This is a genomic window from Agrobacterium sp. DKPNP3, from assembly GCF_052686535.1.
Genome location: NZ_JBQYSN010000077.1, coordinates 1 through 23,438 on the forward strand (window position 1 = coordinate 1; position 23,438 = coordinate 23,438).

Consider the following 23,438-nt stretch of genomic DNA (forward strand, 5'->3'; position numbering starts at 1 on the left):
CGCCGCTGATGCTGAAGACGCCCTCCAACCCCGGTGGCCTGCCGATCGAAGTTTTCGACAGCTTCCGCAAGGGTGTGGCCGAAAACCGCGCCCAGTTCTTCCTCGACGTGCCGACCGGCCCGTTCTACGGTTTCAACCGTCCGAACGCCAAGGTCTATCCCGGTGTTATCCAGAACTGGTGGCGTCAGGGCATGATGGGCAGCGCCAAGGCCCATTATGACGGCGTGAAGGCTTTTTCCGAAACCGATCAGACCGAAGACCTGAAGGCGATCACGGTGCCGACGCTCGTTCTCCACGGCGATGACGACCAGGTCGTGCCGATCGCAGATTCGGCCGAATTGTCAGTCAAGCTTCTGAAAAACGGCACGCTGAAGGTTTACAAGGGTTATCCGCATGGCATGCTGACAACCCATGCCGACATCATCAATCCAGATCTGCTGGCCTTCGTGAAGGGCTGATCGTGTAAGCGGCCGCTAGCTGGAGAAGAGGTTGGCGGCCACTATCTTGCAAGCAGGAGATTTCGATGCCTTTCAAGCCATCTTATGAAAACGCTGCCCTTCGCGACGGCATCGCAAGCCTGCCCGAGATGGAGAATATTCAGCTTGAGCTTCCTCTGGCGCAGCAGGCCGAGGCGGAAAATCGCGTCGATGCGAAGCCGGATCCTTCGAATAACGAAACGAATTTTCAGGACTGATCGATGCGATTGCCGTCCTCGATCGTAGCTTATTGTATCAGCAATTAGAGAGGCTACATCGAGGTACCGTTTTCGGTTTCGGTGGAAAACTCTCGACACAACGCTTCTCCATCAAGTGGCGCAATATCGTATGCATGATGGAGATCCGAGATGACCAACGCAGTGTCGCTTCTGTCGATCCGCAGGGTTTTGAATGAGTTCTGCGAAGAGAACCGCCTGCCGATCAGCTGCTCGACAGCCGTCGACGCCGCAAAATACCTGATGAGGATCGCCTCCTCGGAGGCTGTGCCGGGATCAATGCTGCGATCTGCGCTGGATCAGTGGATGGGGGAACGCGTCCCGGTTGCGGCCTGAAATCTCCTGGCATCAGATATGGAAAAAGCCGTTCCTCGACTGGTGTCGAGCGACGGCTTTTTTGGTGCAGAAATGCCCAGCGTTAAATCGGACAGCAAGACGAGGATGCGAGGAAGCGCGGTCGGGAACCGCGCTTCCAGACTGACGTCTCTCAGCGCAGTTTTCTGAAGGCGTCACGAAGCTCGCTCGAGAAAATCCCGGGCTGCTCCCAGGCGGCGAAATGTCCGCCATGATCGACCTGATGATAATAGGTCAGCGATGGATAGGCCTGCCTGCTCCAGCTCTCCGGCGCTTGGTAGATTTCCTTCGGGAAGACGGTGATGCCGACTGGGATCTTGATGTCCTTCGTCTTCTGTGCGTCCGCGCTGAAGTTGTTGTTGTTGTTTTCCCAATAGAAGCGCGCGCCGGACGCGCCGCTGTTGGTCAACCAGTAGAGAGTGATGTCGTTGAGCATTTCATCCCTGGAAAGCACGCTTTCGGGCTCGCCATTGCTGTCGCTCCATTGCGCGAATTTCTCGTAGATGAAAGATGCAAGACCGACAGGGGAATCCGACAAGGAATAGCCGATCGTCTGCGGTCTAGTGACCATCATTGCGCCATAGGCAGCGTTCCTGCCGAAAAACTCTTTGAGCGAGTCATAGGCATTTCGTTCCGGCGCAGACAGGTCCGCAGGGGCCGGATCACCGCTGTTGATGCCTTTCATGAGCGCGCCGGGAACGGTGGCCGGCATATTGAGATGGATGCCGAGCAGACCCTTTGGCGCCTGCCGGGCAAGCGCATCGGAAATGACCGAACCATGATCGCCGCCCTGGGAAACGTATCGCGTGTAGCCGAGGCGCTTCACAAGGGTGTCCCAGGCCCGAGCAACACGGTCCGGTCCCCAGCCCAGATCGGTCGGATGGCCTGAAAAACCATAGCCGGGGATGGAGGGGATGATCACGTCGAACGCGTCTTCGGCTTTGCCGCCATAAGCAGTCGGGTCCGTCAACGGGCCGATGACTTTTGTGAACTCGAAGATTGAACCCGGCCAGCCGTGGGTGAGGATGACAGGCAAGGCGTTGGGATGGCGTGAGCGGATATGAATGAAGTGGATGTCGACGCCGTCGATCCTGGTGATGAACTGCGGCAAGGCGTTGAGTTCCTTCTCGGCGTTTCGCCAGTCATAGTCGCTGCCCCAGTATCGGACGAGATCCTGAACCCGCGCCAGCTGGATGCCCTGGGAAATATCACCAACGGTTTCCTTATCCGGCCAGCGCGCATTCCTGATCCTCGCCTTGAGGTCGTCAATCTGCGACTGATCGACATGGACCTGGAACGGCCGGATGCTGTCGTCGGCAGAGGCGGTTTCGGATTGGGGTAGTTTGACAGTCTCAACCGCCAAGGCAGGGGTGAAGACCATCAACACCGCCATTGCAGACCCAAGGACAATCGCGGTGCCGTGCCCGCCTTTTGCAGGGTGAAGGACGTCGGTCATATTTCTCTCCATATTGATGTGTTCCGCGACCATTTCGCGTCCGAAACAGGTGGATGTTGATTGTATCCCGGCTGTTTCTTTCGACCTGCTGTTGCGTCACGAAACGTCGGTTTTCGCACGGCTGACACTTCTGGATACAAAGTCGGCCTGAAGCAGAACGGAGAGTGCGCCGGGACCGGCGCTGCAGATTTCTCGCGTTACGGGGTGAGAACGGCTCGCGGTTCGAGCATGCCGTCGAGACCGAAGGCACCGATCTCCCTGCCGATACCGGACTGCTTGAAACCGCCGAAGGGCGCGCGGGGATCATGCGGTGCACCGTTGATGACGACGCGGCCGGCCATCAGCCTCTCGGCGATGCGTTCGGCACGTCTGAGGTCGGATCCAAGCACATAGGCTTGCAATCCGTAGTCGCTATCATTGGCGATCTTGACGGCCTCATCTTCGTCCTCATAGGCCAGAAGACACAGGACGGGACCAAAGATTTCTTCGCGGGCGATGCGCATTTCGTTCGTGACATCTGCGAAGATTGTCGGGCGGGCGAACCATCCTTTTTCAATCCCGGCCGGTCGTCCGGTTCCGCCTGTCAGCACGGTTGCTCCTTCTTCGACACCAAGCCGGATGTAAGTCTGGATCCTCTCCCACTGGGCAAGGCTGGCGAGAGGGCCTATCCGAACCTCCGGATCACTGGGATCGCCGACTTTGAATTTTTCAGCCGCAATCCTCAACCGCTCGGCAATCTCGGGGAGACGGGACCTTGGAGCAAGGATACGGGTACCCGCGACGCAGGCCTGGCCGCTGTTTGCAAAGCCCGACATCAGGGCAACAGGTATAGCCTTGTCGAGGTCGGCATCCGGCAGGATAATGGTGGGTGCCTTGCCTCCCAGCTCCAGAACCACCCTTTTCATGCCGTCGATCGCCGCGCGCTGAATGATCTTTGCAGCCTGGGTGGAACCGGTGAAACTGACGGTCGCCACGTCGGGATCCTGCGTCAGCGCCGCACCGACCACCGGACCCGTGCCGTTGACAATGTTGAAAACCCCTGCAGGAAGGCCGGCCCGATGCAGCCTTCTCACCAGAATATCCGTCTGAAACGCACTCTGTTCGGCCGGTTTAATGACAAGGGACGAGCCTGAACCGATTGCATGCGCAAGCTTGGTGGCGATAAAACCAAAATTGCTGTTCCAGGGCGTGATGGCGGCGAGAACGCCGCGCGGCAGCATCCTGACCGTGCTTTTGCCCACGACCCGGTCAAAGTCGTAGTTCGCGACGGTCTCAGCCATAACATCAAAAATCGAGGCTGCATTTTGAACGGAGAAAGCCGTGAAATAAGCGGGCGCGCCGTATTCTTCGGTCATGACCTGCGTGAGCTCATCCGGTCGCTCTTCGATCGTATCGCGCAGGCTGCGCAGCATATCGATACGCTGCGCCTTGGTGGATGTTGCCATGGCGGGAAAAGCCCGTTTTGCGGCTGCCACTGCGGCCCTTGCATCATCAGCATTGCCAAGACGGACATCGCCGATTTTTTCTTCCGTTGCCGGATTGAAAAGGTCCATCCGTTCATTGCCTTCTGGCACCACAAATTTACCGTCAATATAGATGTGTTCGATTGATCGCATTGATCTGGCCTCGTTTAAGATGGTTGGAAATCCGGCTCGTCTCGACGCCGCGGAACGCGCTGGAGGCGCGCTGGATGGGTCCAAGAAGACTTCACTGCGTTGATCAGAGGGATGGCAGGAAGAAGTGGAAAAGCGAAAACGGCTGCGGCGGGCGCCGAGCCGTTCCCTTGGGGTCACATCGATGAGACCGCGCCCAGAAGTCCCGCGAGCGGCGAGGGCTCGTCGGATGTTGCATCATATACGCACGGTGCTGCAAATATCGCCGCAAACACGATGGCGATGACAAGCGCACGGGCGGAAACAACAGGCTTAAGCGAGCTTGAGCGAAACATCGATATTGCCTCTGGTTGCCTTCGAATAGGGGCAGATCTGGTGAGCATCCTCGATGATGGCCTGCGCGGCGGCGCGGTCGATACCGGGCAGGCTGATCGACAGACGAGCCTGCAAGAAGAACTCGCCGCCCGTCGTGCCGAGATCGACTTCCGCATCGACGGCGGTGTCGGCGGGAAGCCGGAGCTGGCGTTTCGCCGCCGCCTTTGTCATGGCGCCGATAAAACATGCCGACCAGCCGGCGGCAAAGAGCTGCTCGGGATTCGTACCCGGCTTGCCGCTGCCCGGAGGCGAGAGCTTGATGCCGAGCGCACCGTCGTCGCTTTGCGCCGATCCGTCACGGCCGCCCGTCGTGTGGGTCTTGCCGGTATAAAGAACAGTCTCGATCTTGGTCATGGGAGGCTCCTTTCATTTGCCGTTGCTGCGGCGTTTCGTGATAGGAGCGTTGTGACGGATCAGCGTATCCGGCATGTTTCTGGAAATTGCGAAACTGTATCGAAACGTAGCGGCCAACAGGATCATTGGCCGCCCTTTCTTCAGGGAAAAGCCACCTCGGCCGCGAGCCCGCCACCCTGCCTGTTATAGAGGCGCACCGAGCCACCGATCGTTCCGGCGAGCTGCTGCGCGATTGCAAGTCCGAGACCCGTTCCGCCTGTGTCGCGGTTCCTCGACGTTTCAATTCGGAAGAAGGGTTGCATGGCATTTTGCAGCATCTGGTCAGGAATACCCGGTCCACGATCCAGCACGGTTATGACCACGGCGCCTTCAGCGCGTCGGTCCACCGTGATTTCGGCGCTACCGGCAAATTTGAGGGCGTTATCTATGAAGTTCGTCAATATTCTGCGCAATGCATGCGGTTTGGTCGACGCCGTGCCGCGGACGATGCCGGAGACCGTGACGGCCTTTCCGGTATCCTGATAGTCGTATGCGATGCTGTCGATGAAGGAAGCCAGGTCGATACGCGATGCTTTCTCGCCATTGCCGTGAGCGCTGCGCGCATAAGCGATTCCGTCCTGCACCAGACGTTCGATTTCACGCAGGTCGCTGACCAGTTTTTCCTTTTCCGGCGTTTCGTCGGCCATATCGGCCCGCAATCGCATGCGGGTGATGGGCGTCTGCAGGTCGTGCGAGATCGCCGCCAAAATCTGGACGCGTTCTTCAAGATATTGCGCGACGCGATCACGCATGGCGTTGAAAGCGCGGGCGGCATGGGCAACTTCGCTTGGGCCGTTCTCGCTCATCGGCAAACCCTTCTCGCCCGGGTCGAGCGCTTCCGCTGCCGCAGCAAGCGCGCTGAGGGGCCGGGTCGTTTGCCGCACCGCAAGCCAGGTCAACAGCAGGAGAACCACCATTTGCGCAGCGAAGACATAAGGCAGCCATTCCGCCAGGGGCATCACGCCGCGCGGTGTCACGTCGATCGTCAGGGGCGAACCGTCGGATAACGTCAGATGTGCCTGAAGCCTCTTGCCGTCGCCGGGGATAGACTCCACCCTGACGGGAAACCTATGTCCTACGGCTTCCTCGATCCTCTGCGCGATTTCCGCGCCGCGTCCGGACAAGTCGGAAACGCCGGGAAGGCCGGGCCCAAGGACGATTTGATAGTTGCTGCGGCTGAGACGATTGACCCAGTCGGCCCGCTCACCCGCAGGCAGGCGGTCGACGATGGCAATCGAAACCGCAAGGTCTTGCTCCAGCGTGCCGAGCATGACCGCCTTGGCCGACATGTATCGTTCGGCAAAAAGGATGCTGAATGACAGGCCATAGGCAACGGCGAGGCCGGCGAACAGGATGAGAAAGAGTCTCGCTCGCAACGAGCGTGGCCACCAGCCAACAAGCAGGTGCCGACCGTTCATGTCCTTGGCTCCGAAATCTCCACCGGTACGGAAAAGACATAACCCTCCGCCCGCACCGTCTTGATGTAGGTTGGTTCCCGCGCATCATCCCCCAGCCGCTGGCGCACGCGGCTCACGAGAAGATCGATCGACCGGTCGAAGATCTCGGCATCGCGTCCTTGGGTGAGGTTCAAGAGCTGGTCGCGGTTGAGGACGCGCTGGGGATGATCGATGAAGACCCTGAGAAGCCGATACTCAGCCCCGCTCAGGGCCACTGTCGTGCCCTCCCTGTCGAGCAGGTGGCGGCCCATGGTGTCGAGGCGCCAGTCACCAAAGGTCAGGAGCTGCCCGGCCTCGCTGATCTGCAGATTGGGAGGCAGCATTCGGGTGCGGCGCAGGATGGCCTTGATGCGTGCGAGAAGTTCCCGGGCCGCGAAGGGTTTCGACAGATAGTCGTCGGCACCCATTTCGAGCCCGATGATCCGATCCATCTCGTCATCGCGTGCGGTGAGCATCAGCACCGGCGTGGCCTTGTGCTTGCCTGCTCGCAACTCTCGGCAGAGAACCAGCCCGTCATCACCGGGCATCATCACGTCGAGCACGATCAGATCGACGGCGTTGCCATCGAGAAAACTTCTCATCTGTCGTCCGTCGGCCGCAACGGTGGTGCGCAAGCCGTTCTTCTTCAGGTAGCTGGAAACCAGTTCCCGGATTTCCCTGTCGTCGTCAACGACAAGAATGTGATCGATATGTTCCATTGGGTGCCTTCGTCGTTCGGACGGTTCGAGTGGCCCGCTACCGCGTCATCCGCTGTCCCAGGCAGTAAGACAACGGTTCGCGGGCTTCGGCAAGCCTAAAGCTTTGCGACGTCGAGAACCGCCTTAGCAAACGCCTCCGGCGCCTCCTGCGCGAGGTTATGGCCGATTCCACCGCTGATATTGCGGTGCTGGTACTTGCCGGAAAACTTCGATGCATAGGCGGAAGGGTCCGGATGCGGCGCGCCATTGGCGTCACCTTCCAGCGTTATCGTGGGAACGGTGATGACTGGAAGTTTTGCAAGCTGGCGCTCGTAGTCATCGTATTTGGCTTCGCCTTCGGCCAGTGCCAGCCGCCAGCGGTAATTGTGGATAGTGATCGCCACATGGTCGGGGTTGTCGAATGCGGGAGCAGAACGATCAAAGGTCTCGTCGCTGAATTTCCAGGTCGGAGATGCCGTCTGCCAGATCAGGCGAACGAAGTCGCGGGTGTTTGCGGCATAGCCCGCACGGCCGCGTTCCGTCGCGAAATAGAACTGGTACCACCAGGAGAGTTCCGCCTTGGGCGGAAGCGGCTTCCTGTTGATTTCCTGACTGCCGATAAGGTAACCGCTGACCGATACGAGGCCCGTGCAACGCTCTGGCCAGAGTGCCGCCATGATGTCGGCAGTGCGTGCGCCCCAGTCGTATCCAGCCACTATGGCCTGTTTGACGCCGAGCGCGTCGAGAAAGGCGATCATGTCGACCGCAAGTGCTGCCTGCTGCCCGTTGCGCGCGGTTTCGTCCGAGAGAAAGCGGGTCGTGCCATATCCGCGCAGATAGGGGACAAGCACCCGATATCCTGCCGAAGCAAGGATGGGCGCGACATCGACATAGCTGTAGATGTCATACGGCCAGCCGTGCAGCAGCAGCGCGACCGGGCCGTCTGCGGGGCCAGCTTCGGCATAACCGACATTGAGAACGCCCGCCTTGACCTGCTTCAGGGCGCCAAAGGAGGTGGCTGCACCGCTTGGCGCTGAGGGTTGAGTCGAAGCGGGTTCGCCTTTGGCGTGCGCCAGGCCTACCGCACCGAATTCGACGGCGGCAACCGTCATCGCGGCAATGCCGAAGAAGCGGCGGCGCTGGAAATTGATCTCGGAATTCATTGTAGTCTCTCCTGTCCATGTTGGATGATGGGCAGGTAACGCCGTGCGTGTATCCTCGATGTGTCCAGAGGGCACGAATGTGAATGGTTTTGTAGCAGCGACGGCTCTGGATACAGACTGATACATTCGGTCTGCCCTCTGAACGCAAATCAGCCGCCCCCTGTGCCGGGAGCGGCTATATCAGCACCTCAAAAGTGGCGCTGTTTATTGCGCGGATTGGCGGGCGGCCTGTTCAATGACATTCGCGACCTTTTCGGGCTGGGAGGCGAAGACCGCGTGGCTCGCCGCAATCTCGGTCACCGCACTACCGGCGCGCTTTGCCATGTCACGTTCGAGATCGGGGTTGATCGACCGGTCCTGCGTTGCGACGATCGACCAGCTCTTCTTTGTTTTCCAGGCTGGTTCGCCGGCCTTGGCGGCAAAGGCGGCCTTGGCAGCGAATACCTGGCTTTTTGCCATAAAAGCCGCTTCCTCACGGGGCAGGTCGGCTGCGAAATCTTGGGCAAAGGCGGCCGGATCGAGATAAAGGAATGCGTTATCCTTCGTCTGCTTGATGCCTTTGCCAGCCGGTGGTTTCGATCCGGCGAGGTCGAGAAGGCTCTCTCCCTTCTCCGGCTGGAAGGCGGCGACATAAACGAGACCTGCCACATCCGGTCGGTTACCGGCTTCCGAGATCACCATTCCGCTGTAGCTGTGCCCGACCAGTAGGCTTGGGCCTTGCTGAAGATCAAGGACGCGGTTTGTCGCCGCGACGTCATCGGCTAGGGAGGTGATGGGCTCCTGCACGATCGTGACGTTGAACCCCCGGCTTTCGAGGATATCCGTCGCCTTGCGCCAAGCCGAGCCATCGGCGAGCGCGCCGTGGACTATGACGATATTCTTGACCTCTGCCGCCTGCGCGGCAAATGCGATCAGGGCGGTCGCGACGGCGAGCGCAAATTTTGGCATGAGACGGTGGTGCATCGTGTTTCTCCTTTAGTGTTCCTGCGGGTGGGACGAAAATCGGGGTCAGCCGAAGGTGAAGGCGTAGGCCTTCACGCCGGGATCCAGAAAACGAATGGCGAAGGTTCTGGCTTCAACGGTGCCGGACTGGCGGACGAGCTGGTAAAGGCGGGTTGACGTGACGACGCCATTGCCATCGGCATCCGTATCGGCTCCATGATCCGCGCCTGGCGGGTGGCCGTCGATGCTCACCTGGAAACGGACCGGTTTTCCGGCACCATCAGGCCCAAGCACCAGATGCAGGTCACGGGCGCTGAAGCGGTAGGTTATGCCGCCATTTGCCATATCAAGGGTCGCCGCTTCCGCGCCAACGGTCCATTTTCCGGAAAGTCCCCATTCATTCAGGGACGGTGTCTTGACGGAGTAATCGCGGGGCGTGTCTGCGCGCATCGTCTCGTTTGACGCAAAGCCCTGCGCCTGCCGGTAACCTATATAGGTTTCACCCGAGAGCATGTGCCTGATATCCGCGCCGGCTTCGGCGCCGGTTGCCTCGGGGCTCACGGTGTCGCTGGCGGAAGCGCTGCTGCCGGCCTCGCGTAGCAGATTCTGGATCGCCTCTTCGGTCTCCCGGTAGTTGCCCTCGCCGAAATGGTGGTAGCGGATCTGACCCCTGGCATCGATCAGGTAATGTGCGGGCCAATAGCTGTTATCAAAGGCGCGCCAGATTTTGTAATCATTGTCGATTGCTACCGGATAGTCGATCTTGAAGTCGGCTACGGCCTGCCTGACATTGTCGATCTTCTTTTCGAAGGCGAATTCGGGCGCGTGGACGCCGATGACGACGAGGCCCTGATCCCCGTATTTCTCCGCCCAGGCACGCACATAAGGAATGGTGCGAATGCAATTGATGCAGGAATAGGTCCAGAAGTCGATGAGCACGACCTTGCCACGCAGTTGTTCACGCGTGAGCGGTGGCGAGTTCAGCCATTCGACGGCGCCATCGAGGGACGGGGCCCGGCCTTCAGCCGGAAGTTCCGACCTGAACGGCGCAGCGCTGGAGCCTGCCGCCGGGGCGTCGGCTTCGCCCGCCGTCGCTATCTTCTGCTCAGGGGCTTTGGCGGTATGGAGCCGATCGAGGACCTGCTGTTCAAAGGATGCCGTACTCGCATAGGAAAGTTGCGACAGGAAGCCTGTATCGAGCCCGAGCGCGATGACGGCGACCCCGGCAAGAACCGCTGCGCCAAGCCCCTGCCGGATCCGCTCGCTGAAACCGAGAGACCGCTTCATGGCCGCAAATACCCGGCTTCCGACGAGGAGGGCTACGGCAAGCGAGGTCGCGGCACCCGTGGCATAAGCGGCAAGCAGCAGGCTGGTCCCCAGATTGGCGCCCTTCAGGGCCGCACCGGTCAGCACCAGTCCAAGGATCGGTCCGGCGCAGGGCGCCCATAAGAGGCCGGTGGCGATGCCGAGCATCAGGGAACCCACGACCGTTGGAACAGCCCCCGGCTTCCCGGCGGCGTTGGCAAGGCGGTTGCCGAGTTCGACGACCGGGCGGCTGATGACGCTGGCAGCGCGCGGCGAGATCAGCCCCACGCCGAAGACGGCGAGCAGCGCGAGAGCGGCAAGCCGACCATATTCATTGGCATTGATGGCCCAGCTGCCGCCCAATGCGGCGAGCGTCGCGACCGCGGAAAAGGTTGCCGCCATGCCGACGAGCAGGGGGAGTGTGCTGCGCAGGAACGGTTGCCCCGCCCGCGCAAAAACGAAGGGCAGGATGGGTAGGATACAGGGGCTGAGAATCGTCAGCACCCCTCCGAGATAGGCAATGACCAGCAGCGTCATCATCTTTTCCTTTCAGGCGGGAGTTCGGGCTGCGGTTGGTAAGGCGGCCCGGTAATGAGGCCATTCTCCCGGCCTCGCGTATCCCGGATATGTCGGGACTTCCGTGGATTTGTATTCGAGTGTAAAAGCTGGCCGCAGGGCCTTGTCATTCGTCAGGGCGCGTAGCGCGTAAACACAAAATCGTGGTCCTTGACGTTGCCCACGTGGCAGGAGAGACAGGTCTCATGCTGCGCGACATCGACCGGTTTGCCGTTGACGAACCGCCCGAAACCCCAGCCATGGCTGTCGGGATATTTTTGGGAGTCCTTGACCATCACCTGCACGGTGGTCGCTGCGCCAGGCACCGTGGCCGGGGGAAATTCCGTCGATTGCTGCCGCTTGTAAGCAAGCTTCACCAATATCGAGCCATCGGGAAAGGGCAGGGTTCCGTCCTTGTAGGCGTTAACGGCGATATCGTTTGCAAGAACCGCACGAAGCTCGTCGAGTGGCGGAGCCTCCTGTGCGGGGGCGATGAACCGCCAGTCACGATATCCTTCGGGAAGCGTGACGCCGTAGATGGGAGAGGCGTTTTCCGGCCGCGTGTCCGCATGGCTCGAATAAGCGGCCCCAAAGCCTGCTCCCGCAACCGAGAGAGCGACGGCGAAAAAAATCTGGCTCTTCATGAGAAATCCTGCCTGATCCGAAAATGATCAGGCATTGATCTGCGCCGCAGGTATCCGGCATATGTCGTGAAACCCGCATTTATGTATCAGATCGTAGCACGGCGCGTTGCCGCTCCGCTTCGGGCGGGCCACATCGTCTTCAGATGCCGGCGAGCCCGCTCACGTCATCGTCCTTTGGGGCTTCCATCGCAGTCCTGATCGCTTTCTGGATATCGTCCTCGATGGCCTTCCTTTCGTCGGGTGGCATGGCGGCGAGATCGCCTTCCGACAATCCCCGCGCTTCCAAATATTGCGCCCGGATTTTCTCACCAAGGCTCATATGAGCCCACTTGCTCAATTCTTGCTCCTCCGCGCTCGGGCCGCCGCCCTGCAAGGGAGCTTCCTCGATGGATCCGCCATGCTGCCTCTGGAGCAACCAGAGCGCATTGGCCAGGTTGGAGGGAATGGAAGGTGCAGACCCCGCCGAGTTCAGCGAAACAGACCGTTCGGGTGTCTGGCCCACCGCCGGTTGAGAAACGTCCTGATGCCGTCCGCGGGTATAGAGCATGGCGGGGGAGCCAATGCGATCGATGCTAGACATGGTGTATCTCCTTCGCCCGCAATCTGGCGTAGGTCGCTTGCGTCTGGCTTGCCATGATTACCCGCGTTCACGGAGCCGCGTCCGGACATTCCAGAACCAGGCTCTGGGGAGAACTCATTCAATCCGTCGATATCGACTGGCGCCATTTTCGCAATCAAGTGATGACAAACAAATAAATGGACCCGGATCGTGCCGGAAACACCCGCTGATGCGAACTATAGTCTTCGTGCACTGACACGGCCGCCGCGCACACGGCGGCATCCCCCAATAGCTGTCGCGTAATCAGAGATTCTCGCAGTATCTTTCTTCTGTATCGAGCAGACGTGAAACTTTTTCGCCTGAGACGAGTTTGGTGAGGGAGCAACGAGCTCGCATTTCTCACTGCATGCAATCAGCCGCTACGCGGAGGATTTGTCGTCCTTTCGGAGGAGATTCCGTATGAATTCCATTATCTATCTTGTCGGGCTTGTCGTCGTCGTCCTGTTCATTCTCTCATTGCTGGGGCTACGCTGATGGTTGATCCGACAGGTATTGAAACAAATCCTAACCGCAGCTACGTGGACTGGCCGGCAATCTTCGCGGGCGCGGTGATCGCATCTGGCGCAATGGCCGTCCTTACCGCCTTCGCCGGCGGACTTGGTCTCAGCTCGATTTCCGTGGATGATGGGGGCGAGATCAGCACGGTCTGGCTTATTCTCACCGGTCTGTTCGTCATCCTGTCAATGGTCGGCTCCTACATGCTCGGCGGCTATATTGCTGGCCGCATGCGTCGCCCGGCTGGTGCTTCCGATCGTAACGAGCTGACAGTTCGCGATGGCGTTAACGGCCTCGTCGTCTGGGGCCTTGGCACCGTCGTTTCGGCATTTCTCGCACTTGGTGTCCTCTCGGGTGGCGCAAGAGCTGTTGGTAGCGTCGCCCAGACGGCTGTCGAAGCAACGGGTTCTGCTGTCGGAGGCGCGGTGCAGGGTGCTGGCCAGTTGGCCGGCGGGATCATTTCCGGCGCTGGCAGTGCTGCAGGCGGCCTCGCCCAGGGTGCAGGTCAGGCGGCGGCTCCCAGCATCGAGCAGATGCTTCCGCAGGGCATGAAGTCCAATCCGATCGACTACTTCACCGATACACTTCTGCGGACCGATACGCCTTCAACCCCGGTTCCGGGTGACCAGACTGCCGGCGACTATCAGCGGCAGATCAGTGGCATCCTGGGTAACCTGCTTGCGACTGGGGAAATCTCGGACGCAGACAAGACGTGGCTCACCAACCAGATTGCTGCCCGCACGAATATCAGCCAGACTGATGCTCAAAACCGGGTAAACGAGACGGTGGAACGCGTGCAGGCTGTCCGGGCAGAAGCTCAGAAGAAGGTCGACGAGGCTCAGAAACAGGTCGAGACCATGAAGGCTGAAGCCCAGAAGGCAGTCGAAGACGCCAAGAACAAAGCCGCCGATGCTGCTGAAAAGGCTCGTATCGCAGGCATTCTCAGCGCATTCCTGCTCGCTGCTTCCGCACTCGTCTCTGCTGCGGCTGCTTACATCGGGGCCGTGCATGGCGGTCGCCACAGAGATGAAGGCCGCATCTGGGGTGGACTTGCCTACCGCAAGTGATCGACCGGATCGCTTCACACGAATTCGGAACCGCCATCCCTCCGGTGGCGGTTTCTTTTTACATCATTTCGGTCGGAAAGTTTCTAGTTCCGCGTCTCCACACATCTTACGGTCCTGATTCAGGTGCGGAACATCAGGGAAACACGGGTTCCGCGCCCTGGCTGAGAGGTGATCTTGGCGTCGCCGCCGCTCTGGCGCATGAAACCGTAGACAATGGCAAGGCCAAGGCCGGTGCCGCCCTGCTGGCTGCGGGTGGTAAAGTAAGGCTCGAATGCCCTGTCGACCGCATCCTGATCCATCCCGCACCCCGTGTCTTCGACCGAGATTTCGACACTGCCCTCCGAGTGCGTGGCTTCGATGATAATTGTGCCGCCCACGGGCATGGCAGCAGCGGCGTTGAGGCACAGGTTTAGGATCGATTGCTCGAAAAGGGCAGCATCCAAAGCGAGCCGGGGCAAATCGCTGCCGACGCGCAATATGATCTGGTTGCGCGCACCAACGGCAATTTCGAGGACGTCCACCATGCCCTTCAGCACAGAACCAACATCCACGGACGCTGGATGTATCGGCTGCTGGCTGCCGATGGACAGCATGCTGCTGGCAAGCTGGCGGCCGCGATCGGCTGCCTTGCGGATGCGCTTGATATTGCGTTGCTGGCGGTCGCTGAAGCCTGTCTCTCGCTCCAGAAGGCCAAGGCTTCCGGTGATGATGCCGATCATGTTGCCGACTTCGTGGCTGAGCTGATGCGTCATGCGCATGATACCGTCAAGCCGCTGCGCCTTCGCTGACTCTGCCTCCTGACGGTCGAGAGCTGTCACGTCCCGGGCCAGAAGGACAATCCCGCCGTCGGGTTGACGGGAAACCGCGATTTCCGTCACCCGCTGATCCGCTGTGCGGTGGCGCACGGTGAGCCGGTTGGCAAGCGTCCCGGTTTCGTCGTTCGCAGGCAGTAGGATCGGGTCGATTTCCGGTATGGTTTCAATGAAGGATCGTAACGGCAATTTCCGCGACGATCCGCCGCGACGGCCAACAAGCTCGATGATGCGCCTGTTCATGGTAATGGGCTGTCCCCGGGTGTCGAAAAGCGCAATTCCCTCGTTCATCGTTCGGAATGTCGAGCGGATCGTTCGAGCCGCAGCTTCGGCCGTGCGACGAAGACGTGAAACGCGGTCGACGCTTTCCTTGAATGCGTGAAATGCATCGGAAAGACGGATGAGTTCAGTTTCGGAACCGCGATACGTGGGGAGGCTGACATTCTGCTCCCCGTTCGCGAGGGCATTCATGCCGCGTGACAGGGCGGTCACGCCTTTCGAAACACGCATGACCGAGCGGATCGACAGCGTCGAGAGAATGACAACGACGACAAAAGCGATCGCGACCATCACGATCAGCCGCGTCAGTGCAGCCGAGGCGGATGCAAGGCCCTGCGTCAATCGATGGGCGACCGCCTCGCTCTGGGTTTCTGTTGCATGGGAAAGGTTGCGGGAGACAGTGTGAAGTTTGGATACGGAAGACTGGATGGCGAACATTTCCAGAAGATATTGCGTCTGGGCGTCGAATACGCGTTTGTAGGGTGCCAGACCGACCGCCTTCTTGTCATCAGGCGCCACCTCCTCGTTCATGAAATAACCGGTTTCCGAAGTGAAGCGGCGTTGCAATTCTCCAAGCTGAAAAAGACTGGCGGAATTGGCAGCGGCCTGAACAATAGCATTCAGGCGCTGGCGAAGCGCGTCTTCCGTGACGGACTGGCTTGTCGCAATTTCCCCCAATGCCGCTGCGGCCTCTGCCTTGTGTTGCTGGGCCGCATCCGCGTCCGCCGCCAGGGAAAGGGTCTGCTGGCGAATGGCCTGGAGCAACTGCACGATATCGTCGCTCGGCACATTATTCGGCGTTTCCGCGTTCTTGTCTTGGCCGATCGTATCGAGAAGGCTGTCCACCTGCGCAACGACGGCGCGACTTTCGCTCGACACTCGATAGGGCGAGGTCGCGTTCATCAGCAGCGGCGCACTCGAAACCAGATCGGCGACCTGCCGCGATACCAGTGAGGCGCGGGCAAGGCTCGAAAAGGCCTGCAGGCTGTAGGTCGCCATCTCCGTTCTAGCCTTCTGCAGGCCATAGATTGCGACCGCCGAGAGAATAAAGACCGACGAGCAGATAAAGACGATGGCAAATGGCAGCCGGAACGCAATAGACTGGAGAAAAAGCCTGTTGATCACAGGTGCGGCTCTGCATTGTCAGTATGAAGGACGTAGCCTTTGCCCCTGCGCGTCTGGATGTGCTGCGGCAGGTCAGGGTTGCGTTCTATCTTGCGGCGCAGGCGAAGCACAAGCACATCGACGTTGCGGTCAATGAAGCGGTCGCTTTCCGCGCCGAGGCGATCAAGGATATGGGATCGGCTGACCGGTTTATTCGGCGTTTCTGCAAGCACCTCAAGAAGCGCAAATTCCGCGGTTGTCAGCGTTTTGCTCCGGTCGGCAAGGCAGATCGCCCGCCGCGCGGACAGATCAACAGCCCAGTCTCCAAGCCTCAGTGCATTCGTTTCGTGTTCCCGTTCCGGCTCTTTCTCGACGCGAAGCGAGGGTGCGATGCGCCGCAGAACCGCCTTCATCCGGGCCGTCAGCTCAATGGGTTCAAAGGGTTTGACGACATAGTCGTCGGCTGCTGTTTCAAGGCCCAGCACCCGCTCGGTCGCGCTGCCGGCCGCCGTTACCATGACGATACCGACATTCAGTCCCAGTTCCGTGCGAATGCGCTGGGCAAAAGTTCTGCCGGAGATGCCGGGAAGATTGTGGTCCAGGAGCACAAGGTGGATGTCTTCCTGCGCCAGTGTCGCGGCAGCTTCTTCGGCTGAGTGCACGACAACGGGTGCCCAGCCCTCCGCCTCGACAAGATCCGCTATCAACTCAGCCATATCAGGATCGTCTTCGACGATCAGTATTCCGATCCTCTGTTTTTGCACCATGAAGTCCTCCCGTCGACAATCATATGCAAGAGTATCGGAATATTCAAAAGGTCGATGATGACCAAGTCCGTTACATTTGTAATATTCGTAACCGTTCTTGCCCGCGGGCGTCTGCCGTTGAAAAATCGGTAACCATTCATAGGATTGCTCTAATCAAGAGTTCTGTCATGCTTGACCTCAAGAATGGAACGGGGAGGTTCCAGGGAGGAAGTGGTGAAAGTATGGCTTGCGGCGTTCAGCGCCGGTTTGGCGCTTGCGCCCTGTGCCGTTGCCACGGCGCAGGAGAATGGAAAGCTGAACATTCTTTGCGCGGCGGATGACGCCTGGTGCGCTGCGATGCAGCTGGCTTACGAGAGCAGATCCGGTGTGCAGACCACTATGGTGCGCAAGAGCACTGGCGAAATTCTCGAGCAGGTCAGAAGAGAGAAGGACGCGCCGACGGTTGACGTCTGGTGGGGCGGCACGGGGGACACGCATCTGCAAGCCGCCTCCGAGGGGCTGCTGGAGGCCTATGCCTCAAAAAACGAGGCCGAGCTGCTTCCCTGGGCGCAGAATTTCTTCACCATGTCGGGCGGCCAATCGGCTGGCATTTATGCGGGGGCCCTGGGCTTCGCCTATAACAGCGACCTTTTGCAGCGGCAGGGTCTTGCTGTCCCCAGTTGCTGGAAAGACCTTATCGGTCACGCTTACCGCGGAAAGATCCTGGCCGGGAATCCAAATTCTTCCGGGACTGCCTTCACCATGCTCGCGACCCTCGTACAGCTTTTTGGCGAGGAAGAGGCGTTCAGCTACATGAAGGCGCTGGATCAGAACGTTGCGCAATATACGAAGGCTGGCTCAGCCCCGGTCAAGGCAGCTGCACGAGGTGAGGCTGTGATCGGCATTTCTTTCATGCATGATGCGGTCACGCAAAAGGAGGCGGGTGCTCCCCTCGTCATCGTCGCACCTTGCGAAGGGACGGGTTACGAGATCGGCGCTGTCAGCATCATCAGGGGTACGAAAAATCGGGAGGAGGCCCGCAAGTTTGTGGATTTTGCGCTAAGCCCAGAAGGTCAGGCCACCGGCGCTGCTGCGGGACAAAATCAGGTGCCGTCAAATGCGAAGGCAGCGTTGCCTTCGGGCGCGCCGGACCTCTCGCTGATAAAGATGGTCGATTACGACTTTGCGACCTTTGGCAGACCGGAAGAACGGGGACGGCTCTTGAGCCGTTTTGACACGGACATCCATCCGCCCAGCCAATGAAAACACGACTCTAAGCGGATCACGACGGCGGCCACCGGCACGTCGAATGGCGAAGCCATGTCCGCAAAACGCATTCAGACGCAACAATGGAGGAAATCATGCGACTGACGATCATGTCCAGCCTGCTTCTGGCAGGCACCACTCTTCTTGGTGTTCCGGCCCACGCCGCAGGCGATCTCAACCTCATCTGCGCCGCCGATGTGGTCATCTGCGAACAGATGAAAGGCGATTTCGAAAAGAGCCACGACATCAAGGTCAACATGGTTCGCATGTCCTCAGGCGAGGCCTACGCCAAGATCCGCGCAGAAGCCCGCAACCCGAAAACCGACGTATGGTGGGCCGGCACCGGCGACCCGCATCTTCAGGCAGCTTCCGAGAACCTGACGCTGGAGTACAAGTCGAAGATGCTCGACCAGTTGCAGGACTGGGCAAAAAATCAGGCCGAAAGCGCCGGTTACAAGACTGTCGGCGTCTATGCCGGTGCGCTGGGCTGGGGGTACAATACCGATATTTTCAAGAAAAAGGGCTACAAGGAACCCAAGTGCTGGGCAGACCTGCTGGCGCCCGAGTTGAAGGGCGAAATCCAGATCGCCAACCCGAACTCGTCAGGCACCGCCTATACGGCGCTGGCCTCTCTGGTCCAGATCATGGGCGAGGATCAGGCCTATGATTATCTGAAGAAGCTGAACGGTAACATCTCGCAATATACGAAGTCGGGCTCCGCCCCCGTCAAGGCGGCGGCTCGTGGCGAAACGGCGCTTGGAATCGTCTTCATGCATGACGCCGTGGCGCAGACGGCAGAAGGCTTTCCGGTGAAGTCGATCGCGCCTTGCGAAGGCACCGGCTATGAAATCGGCTCCATGTCCATCGTCAAGGGCGCTCGCAATCTCGAGAACGCCAAGACCTGGTACGACTGGGCATTGCAGCCCGACGTTCAGTCGCGGATGAAGGATGCCAAATCCTTCCAGCTACCCTCCAACAAGACGGCGGAGATTCCGAAGGAAGCACCACGCTTTGAGGATATCAAGCTGATCAACTACGACTTCAAAACCTATGGCGATCCAGCCAAGCGCAAAGCCCTGCTGGAGCGCTGGGACAAGGAGATTGGCGCCGTCGCCAACTAACCTCCCTTGCCGGTTGCCTTCGTTCCTGGTGACGAAGGCAACCTCTTTCGACACACCTAAATCTTGTGAGGTTGACCATGACCCATGGCAATCGCAGGCTGGACATTGTTCTGGCCTTGGGCGTCGCAGCCCTGGTGCTGGTGCCGTGGTACCGCATCGAAAATGGTTTTTTTGGCCTGAGCTGGCTTTCGGATTTTCCGATGTCGGCGCAAGCTGCGCCCGGCATCGTCCAGATGGCGATCGAAGGTCGCGTGTGGCTCGCCGGTGTTATGGTTTTCTTCCTGATGGGCGCCCTTGCACGGACGCTGTCTGACCCTGCAATGCGCGGCCGGCTCCTAGTGGCCGCAGGCGTTCTTGGCCTTGGCTTTCTCGTGCTTCAGGGACTTGCAATCGGCTTTACGGGGTGGACCTGGCAGGCGAGCGAGAGCATTTTTGGCCCGATGGCCGACGGCCAGCCCTCGATGGGCGCCGGTGCCGTGACGATGGCTTTCGTTTTTGTGCTCTATATTTCGTTCGGATTGGCAGAGCGCGGCTTCATGAAGGGCGATGTCTTCGTCGTCTCCTGTATTTCGCTTCTCGTCTTCCTTGTCTGTGTCTTCGTCTTCTACCCCATCGGCAGCATGATGGCTGGAGCCGTGCAGGATATAGACGGCTCCTTCAATCCCGACGGATTTATCCGCAACATGCAGGATCCGGGCATCTGGAGCCTCGATTGTGTTGTCGGTGCCGGCCGCTGTGGCGTTGCCTGGCGGACACTTTTCCTGGCCATCATGACGGCAGCGGGATCGACCATTCTTGGCCTCGCTTTCGCACTTGTCGCCACTCGCACGCGCTTTCCATTCAAGAAGGGCCTGCGTCTGCTGACAATCCTGCCAATCATCACGCCGCCATTCGTCATCGGCCTTGCCCTGACGCTGCTTTTCGGCCGGGCGGGTGTTGTCACCGAATTCATGTCGAGCGTCTTCGGCATCGAGCCGGGCCGCTGGCTATACGGCCTGACGGGTATATGGATTGCCCAGGTCCTGTCCTTTACGCCGATTTCGTTCCTCGTCCTGATCGGTGTTGTCGAGGGTGTCAGCCCATCGATGGAAGAAGCGTCGCAGACGCTGCGTGCCGACCGGTGGCGCACCTTCTGGCGCGTTTCGCTTCCGCTGATGAAGCCGGGCCTCGCCAATGCCTTCCTGATCGGCTTCATCGAAAGCATGGCGGATTTCGGTAATCCTCTGGTACTCGGCGGCAGCCACGGCGTTCTCTCGACGGAAATATTCTTCGCTGTCGTGGGCTCGCAGAATGACCCCTCCCGCGCGGCAGTGCTCGCCATCGTGTTGCTATGCTTTACGCTGTCAGCCTTTATCGCCCAGCGTTTTTGGCTGGCGGGCAAGAATTTTGCGACGGTGACGGGTAAAGGAGACAGCGGTGCGCACGCCGCTCTTCCGAAGTCCATGTCGATTGCGGTTCATGCGCTGGTTGTTCCCTGGATGATCTTCACCATCGTCGTGTACGGCATGATCCTTGTCGGCGGCTTCGTGAAGACGTGGGGTCTGGATAATACCCTGACCATCGAGCACTATGTTCGGGCCTTCTCCGTCAGCGTGAGCAACGGTTCGATTGCCTGGACGGGCGTTGCCTGGAATTCCTTCTGGACAACGATGGAAATCGCTTTGATTTCCGCCCCGCTCACTGCCGCCGTCGGATTGCTGACAGCCTATATCATCGTCAGGCAGAAGTTTGCCGGCCGCAATCTTTTCGAGTTTGCCTTGATGATGAGTTTCGCCATTCCCGGTACGGTCATCGGTGTGAGCTATATCATGGCGTTCAACTTGCCGCCGCTTGAGATGACGGGCTCGGCGCTGATCCTCATAGCCTGCTTCGTGTTCCGCAATATGCCCGTTGGCGTTCGCGGCGGCATCGCGGCCATGAGCCAGTTGGACAAAAGCCTGGACGAAGCCTCGCTCACGCTCAGGGCAAACAGCTTCCGTACCATAAGGCTTGTGGTGCTGCCGCTCCTGCGCCCGGCAATCAGGGCTGCACTGGTCTATTCGTTCGTCCGGGCCATCACATCCATCAGTGCGGTGATCTTCCTCGTCAGCGCTCAATATAACATGGCGACGTCCTATATCGTCGGCCTCGTTGAAAACGGCGAATATGGTGTTGCAATCGCTTATTCCTCGATGCTGATCGTCGTGATGATCACTGTCATCGCGGGCTTCCAGCTCCTCGTCGGCGAACGACGTCTGCGCCGCGAAAACCGCGTCGCCGGGCTCGACGACGTCAAACCCGTTTCTCATCCCCAGGAGAAAATCGCATGATCAAGGTCAAACCCGGCTCCGTTGTTTTTCAGAATGTTCGCAAGACCTTCGGCGCTTTTACCGCCATCCCGGATCTGTCATTGACGATCGAGCCAGGGACACTCGTCACGCTTCTTGGCCCCTCAGGCTGCGGAAAGACGACGACACTTCGCATGCTCGCGGGGCTTGAACATCCCAACTCCGGTCGGATCCTGATTGGTGGCAAAGACGTAACGATGCTTCCCGCCAATGAGCGCGACGTATCCATGGTCTTCCAGTCCTATGCGCTCTTTCCGCATATGAGTGCCTTGGACAACGTTGCATATGGGCTGCAATCGTCCGGGCTGAAAAAGGCCGAGGCGCGGGAGAAGGCGGAGGAAGGCCTGAAGCTCGTCGGTCTTTCCGGCATGGGCCACCGCCTGCCAGCGGAGCTCTCCGGCGGACAGCAGCAACGCGTGGCGGTCGCCCGCGCGCTGGTGCTGGAACCTCAGGTCCTGCTGCTCGACGAACCGCTGTCTAACCTTGATGCGCGCCTTCGGCGGCGTGTGCGCACGGATATTCGCGAACTCCAGCAAAGAATCGGTTTCACCGCGGTTTACGTGACGCACGATCAGGATGAAGCGCTTGCGGTTTCTGATCGCATCATTGTCATGAAAGACGGAGAAATCGCCCAGTCGGGTGCGCCGCGAGAGCTTTACGAGGCTCCCGCTTCCGCCTTCATCGCCGATTTCATGGGAGAGGCGAATGTCGTGCCCTGTGAAGTCGTTTCGCAAACGGGTGACGAGTCAGTCGTTCGGGTTGGCGCCATGGAGCATCGCATCCGAAGCAGGGGCGTCCGGTCTGGCGCTGCAAAGCTCGCGGTGAGACCGGGCGCGATCACCATCGACGCGCCTGGCAGCGCCGGCATGCCGGGGCGCGTGCTGCACACCGCCTATCTTGGTGGACACATCGAATACGAAGTCGAAACCGAGGTTGGCACTCTCTTCATTGTCGATCACGACATGAAAAATACGCAACTTGAAACGAGCGATGTCACAATCAATTTCAAAAACCGTGGCATAGCCCTCATCGACGCTTGATGGGTCTAAGATTTGAGGAAATGGAAATGACAGGAATGAATGACGGCCTTGAACAACGCTTCGCACTGGCAAAGGCCCTGGCGGAGGAGGCCGGTGCCATGGCGCTCGACTATTTCAACAAGCGCGACAGCCTCGTGATCGAAACCAAGCGCGATCTTCAGGACGTCGTCTCGATCGCAGACCGCAATGTCGAGACGTTGTTGCGCGAGCGCGTTGCTGCCGCTTTCGGAGATGACGGCTTTCTCGGGGAGGAGCATGGCTACAAGGACGGAGATTCCGGTTACACCTGGGTCGTCGACCCGATCGACGGAACCGCCCCGTTTGTCAACGGCATGCCGAGCTGGTGTGTTTCTATCGCCGTTGTCCGCGATGGCGCACCGGTCATCGGTATCATCAATGTTCCCTGTTCGAAGGAAATCTACGCTTCAGCGGAAGGCCACGGCGCAACATTGAATGGGACCCGCTTGAAACTCGATCCGTCAAGGAACCTGCAAAACGCTCTGACGGGCATCGGCTGCAATAACTATGTCACGCCGCAGCGGGTGGGACGCATCATCAGCGATGTGATGGGGCGCGGCGGCAATTTTATCCGAAACGGCTCGGGTGCGTTGATGCTCGCCTATGTCGCGGCAGGTCGTCTTGTCGGTTATTATGAGCCGCATATGCGCGCATGGGATTGCATGGCAGGATTTTGCCTCGTCAAGGAGGCTGGTGGGCGCTTTATGCCGTTTTCGCTCGAGGGCGAAAAGCTGTTTGAAGGACAGCCTGTTCTGGCCGGAAATACCTCTTGCTATGACGAACTCATCGACATCCATCAGGCCGCTCTGGCGGCGTGAGGTAATGGACGCTCCGGCGGCTGGTAAGTCGCCGGAGTGTCGCTGGTCATTCAGCGCGCTGCGACAGAGCGAGTGCGACC

General features: G+C 59.4%; 21 protein-coding genes. 9 read left to right on the plus strand and 12 right to left on the minus strand.

From position 1 onward, the window contains the following. From ACUTJJ_RS18745 to ACUTJJ_RS18755, 3 genes are all read left to right on the plus strand, one after another. On the plus strand, window positions 1-458 hold a 458-nt coding region (locus ACUTJJ_RS18745; RefSeq protein ID WP_445543053.1), incomplete at its 5' end, for an alpha/beta fold hydrolase. 65 nt (window positions 459-523) lie between these two features. Beyond that, on the plus strand, window positions 524-694 hold the full coding sequence (locus ACUTJJ_RS18750; RefSeq protein WP_445543054.1) for a hypothetical protein: 171 nt from the start codon (window positions 524-526) through the stop codon (window positions 692-694). Window positions 695-844: 150 nt separating this feature from the next. Further along, window positions 845-1,048, plus strand: coding sequence for a hypothetical protein (locus ACUTJJ_RS18755; RefSeq protein ID WP_445543055.1), 204 nt, complete (start codon window positions 845-847; stop codon window positions 1,046-1,048). Window positions 1,049-1,199: 151 nt separating this feature from the next. On the opposite strand, the gene ACUTJJ_RS18760 is transcribed toward ACUTJJ_RS18755, so the two are convergent. The 10 genes from ACUTJJ_RS18760 to ACUTJJ_RS18805 all read right to left on the minus strand — a co-directional run bounded on the left by ACUTJJ_RS18760 (window position 1,200) and on the right by ACUTJJ_RS18805 (window position 12,226). Continuing rightward, on the minus strand, window positions 1,200-2,522 hold the full coding sequence (locus ACUTJJ_RS18760; protein ID WP_445543056.1) for an epoxide hydrolase family protein: 1,323 nt from the start codon (window positions 2,520-2,522) through the stop codon (window positions 1,200-1,202). Between the two features lie 197 nt (window positions 2,523-2,719). After that, entirely contained in the window at window positions 2,720-4,138 is a 1,419-nt protein-coding gene (locus ACUTJJ_RS18765; protein ID WP_445543057.1) for an aldehyde dehydrogenase family protein, read from the minus strand. A gap of 309 nt (window positions 4,139-4,447) precedes the next feature. Next, window positions 4,448-4,864: an organic hydroperoxide resistance protein gene (locus tag ACUTJJ_RS18770; RefSeq protein WP_445543058.1), complete on the minus strand. Its 417-nt coding sequence runs from the start codon at window positions 4,862-4,864 to the stop codon at window positions 4,448-4,450. Between the two features lie 140 nt (window positions 4,865-5,004). Further along, a complete protein-coding gene (locus ACUTJJ_RS18775) occupies window positions 5,005-6,321 on the minus strand; it encodes a sensor histidine kinase (protein WP_445543059.1) in 1,317 nt (438 codons plus the stop codon). Further along, window positions 6,318-7,058 carry a response regulator gene (locus ACUTJJ_RS18780; RefSeq protein ID WP_445543060.1) on the minus strand — a complete coding sequence of 247 codons (741 nt, stop codon included), beginning with the start codon at window positions 7,056-7,058 and terminating at the stop codon, window positions 6,318-6,320. Before ACUTJJ_RS18780 ends, ACUTJJ_RS18775 begins: the two co-directional genes overlap by 4 nt. 95 nt (window positions 7,059-7,153) lie before the next feature. After that, window positions 7,154-8,200, minus strand: a complete 1,047-nt coding sequence (locus tag ACUTJJ_RS18785; RefSeq protein ID WP_445543061.1) for an alpha/beta fold hydrolase — start codon at window positions 8,198-8,200, stop codon at window positions 7,154-7,156. A gap of 204 nt (window positions 8,201-8,404) precedes the next feature. Further along, window positions 8,405-9,163, minus strand: coding sequence for an alpha/beta fold hydrolase (locus ACUTJJ_RS18790; protein ID WP_445543062.1), 759 nt, complete (start codon window positions 9,161-9,163; stop codon window positions 8,405-8,407). Window positions 9,164-9,208: 45 nt separating this feature from the next. Further along, on the minus strand, window positions 9,209-10,984 hold the full coding sequence (locus ACUTJJ_RS18795) for a cytochrome c biogenesis protein DipZ (protein WP_445543063.1): 1,776 nt from the start codon (window positions 10,982-10,984) through the stop codon (window positions 9,209-9,211). Window positions 10,985-11,136: 152 nt separating this feature from the next. After that, entirely contained in the window at window positions 11,137-11,646 is a 510-nt protein-coding gene (locus ACUTJJ_RS18800) for a cytochrome P460 family protein (RefSeq protein WP_445543064.1), read from the minus strand. 139 nt (window positions 11,647-11,785) lie between these two features. After that, window positions 11,786-12,226 (minus strand): hypothetical protein, encoded by a 441-nt coding sequence (locus tag ACUTJJ_RS18805; protein WP_445543065.1) that lies wholly within the window; start codon window positions 12,224-12,226, stop codon window positions 11,786-11,788. Window positions 12,227-12,738: 512 nt separating this feature from the next. On the opposite strand from ACUTJJ_RS18805, the gene ACUTJJ_RS18810 reads away from it, so the two are divergent. Further along, window positions 12,739-13,827 (plus strand): hypothetical protein, encoded by a 1,089-nt coding sequence (locus ACUTJJ_RS18810; protein WP_063951759.1) that lies wholly within the window; start codon window positions 12,739-12,741, stop codon window positions 13,825-13,827. Window positions 13,828-13,946: 119 nt separating this feature from the next. Here the strand turns inward: ACUTJJ_RS18810 and ACUTJJ_RS18815 are convergent, their stop codons facing one another. Both ACUTJJ_RS18815 and ACUTJJ_RS18820 read right to left on the minus strand, forming a co-directional pair. Continuing rightward, window positions 13,947-16,043, minus strand: a complete 2,097-nt coding sequence (locus ACUTJJ_RS18815) for a two-component system sensor histidine kinase NtrB (RefSeq protein WP_445543066.1) — start codon at window positions 16,041-16,043, stop codon at window positions 13,947-13,949. Beyond that, window positions 16,040-16,789 carry a response regulator transcription factor gene (locus ACUTJJ_RS18820; protein WP_445543067.1) on the minus strand — a complete coding sequence of 250 codons (750 nt, stop codon included), beginning with the start codon at window positions 16,787-16,789 and terminating at the stop codon, window positions 16,040-16,042. Before ACUTJJ_RS18820 ends, ACUTJJ_RS18815 begins: the two co-directional genes overlap by 4 nt. Window positions 16,790-17,002: 213 nt before the next feature. On the opposite strand from ACUTJJ_RS18820, the gene ACUTJJ_RS18825 reads away from it, so the two are divergent. From ACUTJJ_RS18825 to ACUTJJ_RS18845, 5 genes are all read left to right on the plus strand, one after another. Then, on the plus strand, window positions 17,003-18,031 hold the full coding sequence (locus tag ACUTJJ_RS18825; protein ID WP_445543068.1) for an ABC transporter substrate-binding protein: 1,029 nt from the start codon (window positions 17,003-17,005) through the stop codon (window positions 18,029-18,031). A gap of 98 nt (window positions 18,032-18,129) precedes the next feature. Further along, the gene (locus tag ACUTJJ_RS18830; RefSeq protein ID WP_063951816.1) at window positions 18,130-19,155 is read left to right on the plus strand and encodes an ABC transporter substrate-binding protein; all 1,026 of its coding nucleotides are present in this window, start codon (window positions 18,130-18,132) and stop codon (window positions 19,153-19,155) included. A gap of 77 nt (window positions 19,156-19,232) precedes the next feature. Further along, complete coding sequence (locus ACUTJJ_RS18835; RefSeq protein WP_445543069.1) at window positions 19,233-21,464, plus strand: ABC transporter permease; 2,232 nt, start codon at window positions 19,233-19,235, stop codon at window positions 21,462-21,464. After that, a complete protein-coding gene (locus ACUTJJ_RS18840; protein WP_063951764.1) occupies window positions 21,461-22,522 on the plus strand; it encodes an ABC transporter ATP-binding protein in 1,062 nt (353 codons plus the stop codon). Before ACUTJJ_RS18835 ends, ACUTJJ_RS18840 begins: the two co-directional genes overlap by 4 nt. A 26-nt stretch (window positions 22,523-22,548) precedes the next feature. Next, the gene (locus ACUTJJ_RS18845; protein WP_445543070.1) at window positions 22,549-23,358 is read left to right on the plus strand and encodes an inositol monophosphatase family protein; all 810 of its coding nucleotides are present in this window, start codon (window positions 22,549-22,551) and stop codon (window positions 23,356-23,358) included. Window positions 23,359-23,438 lie beyond the last annotated feature (80 nt).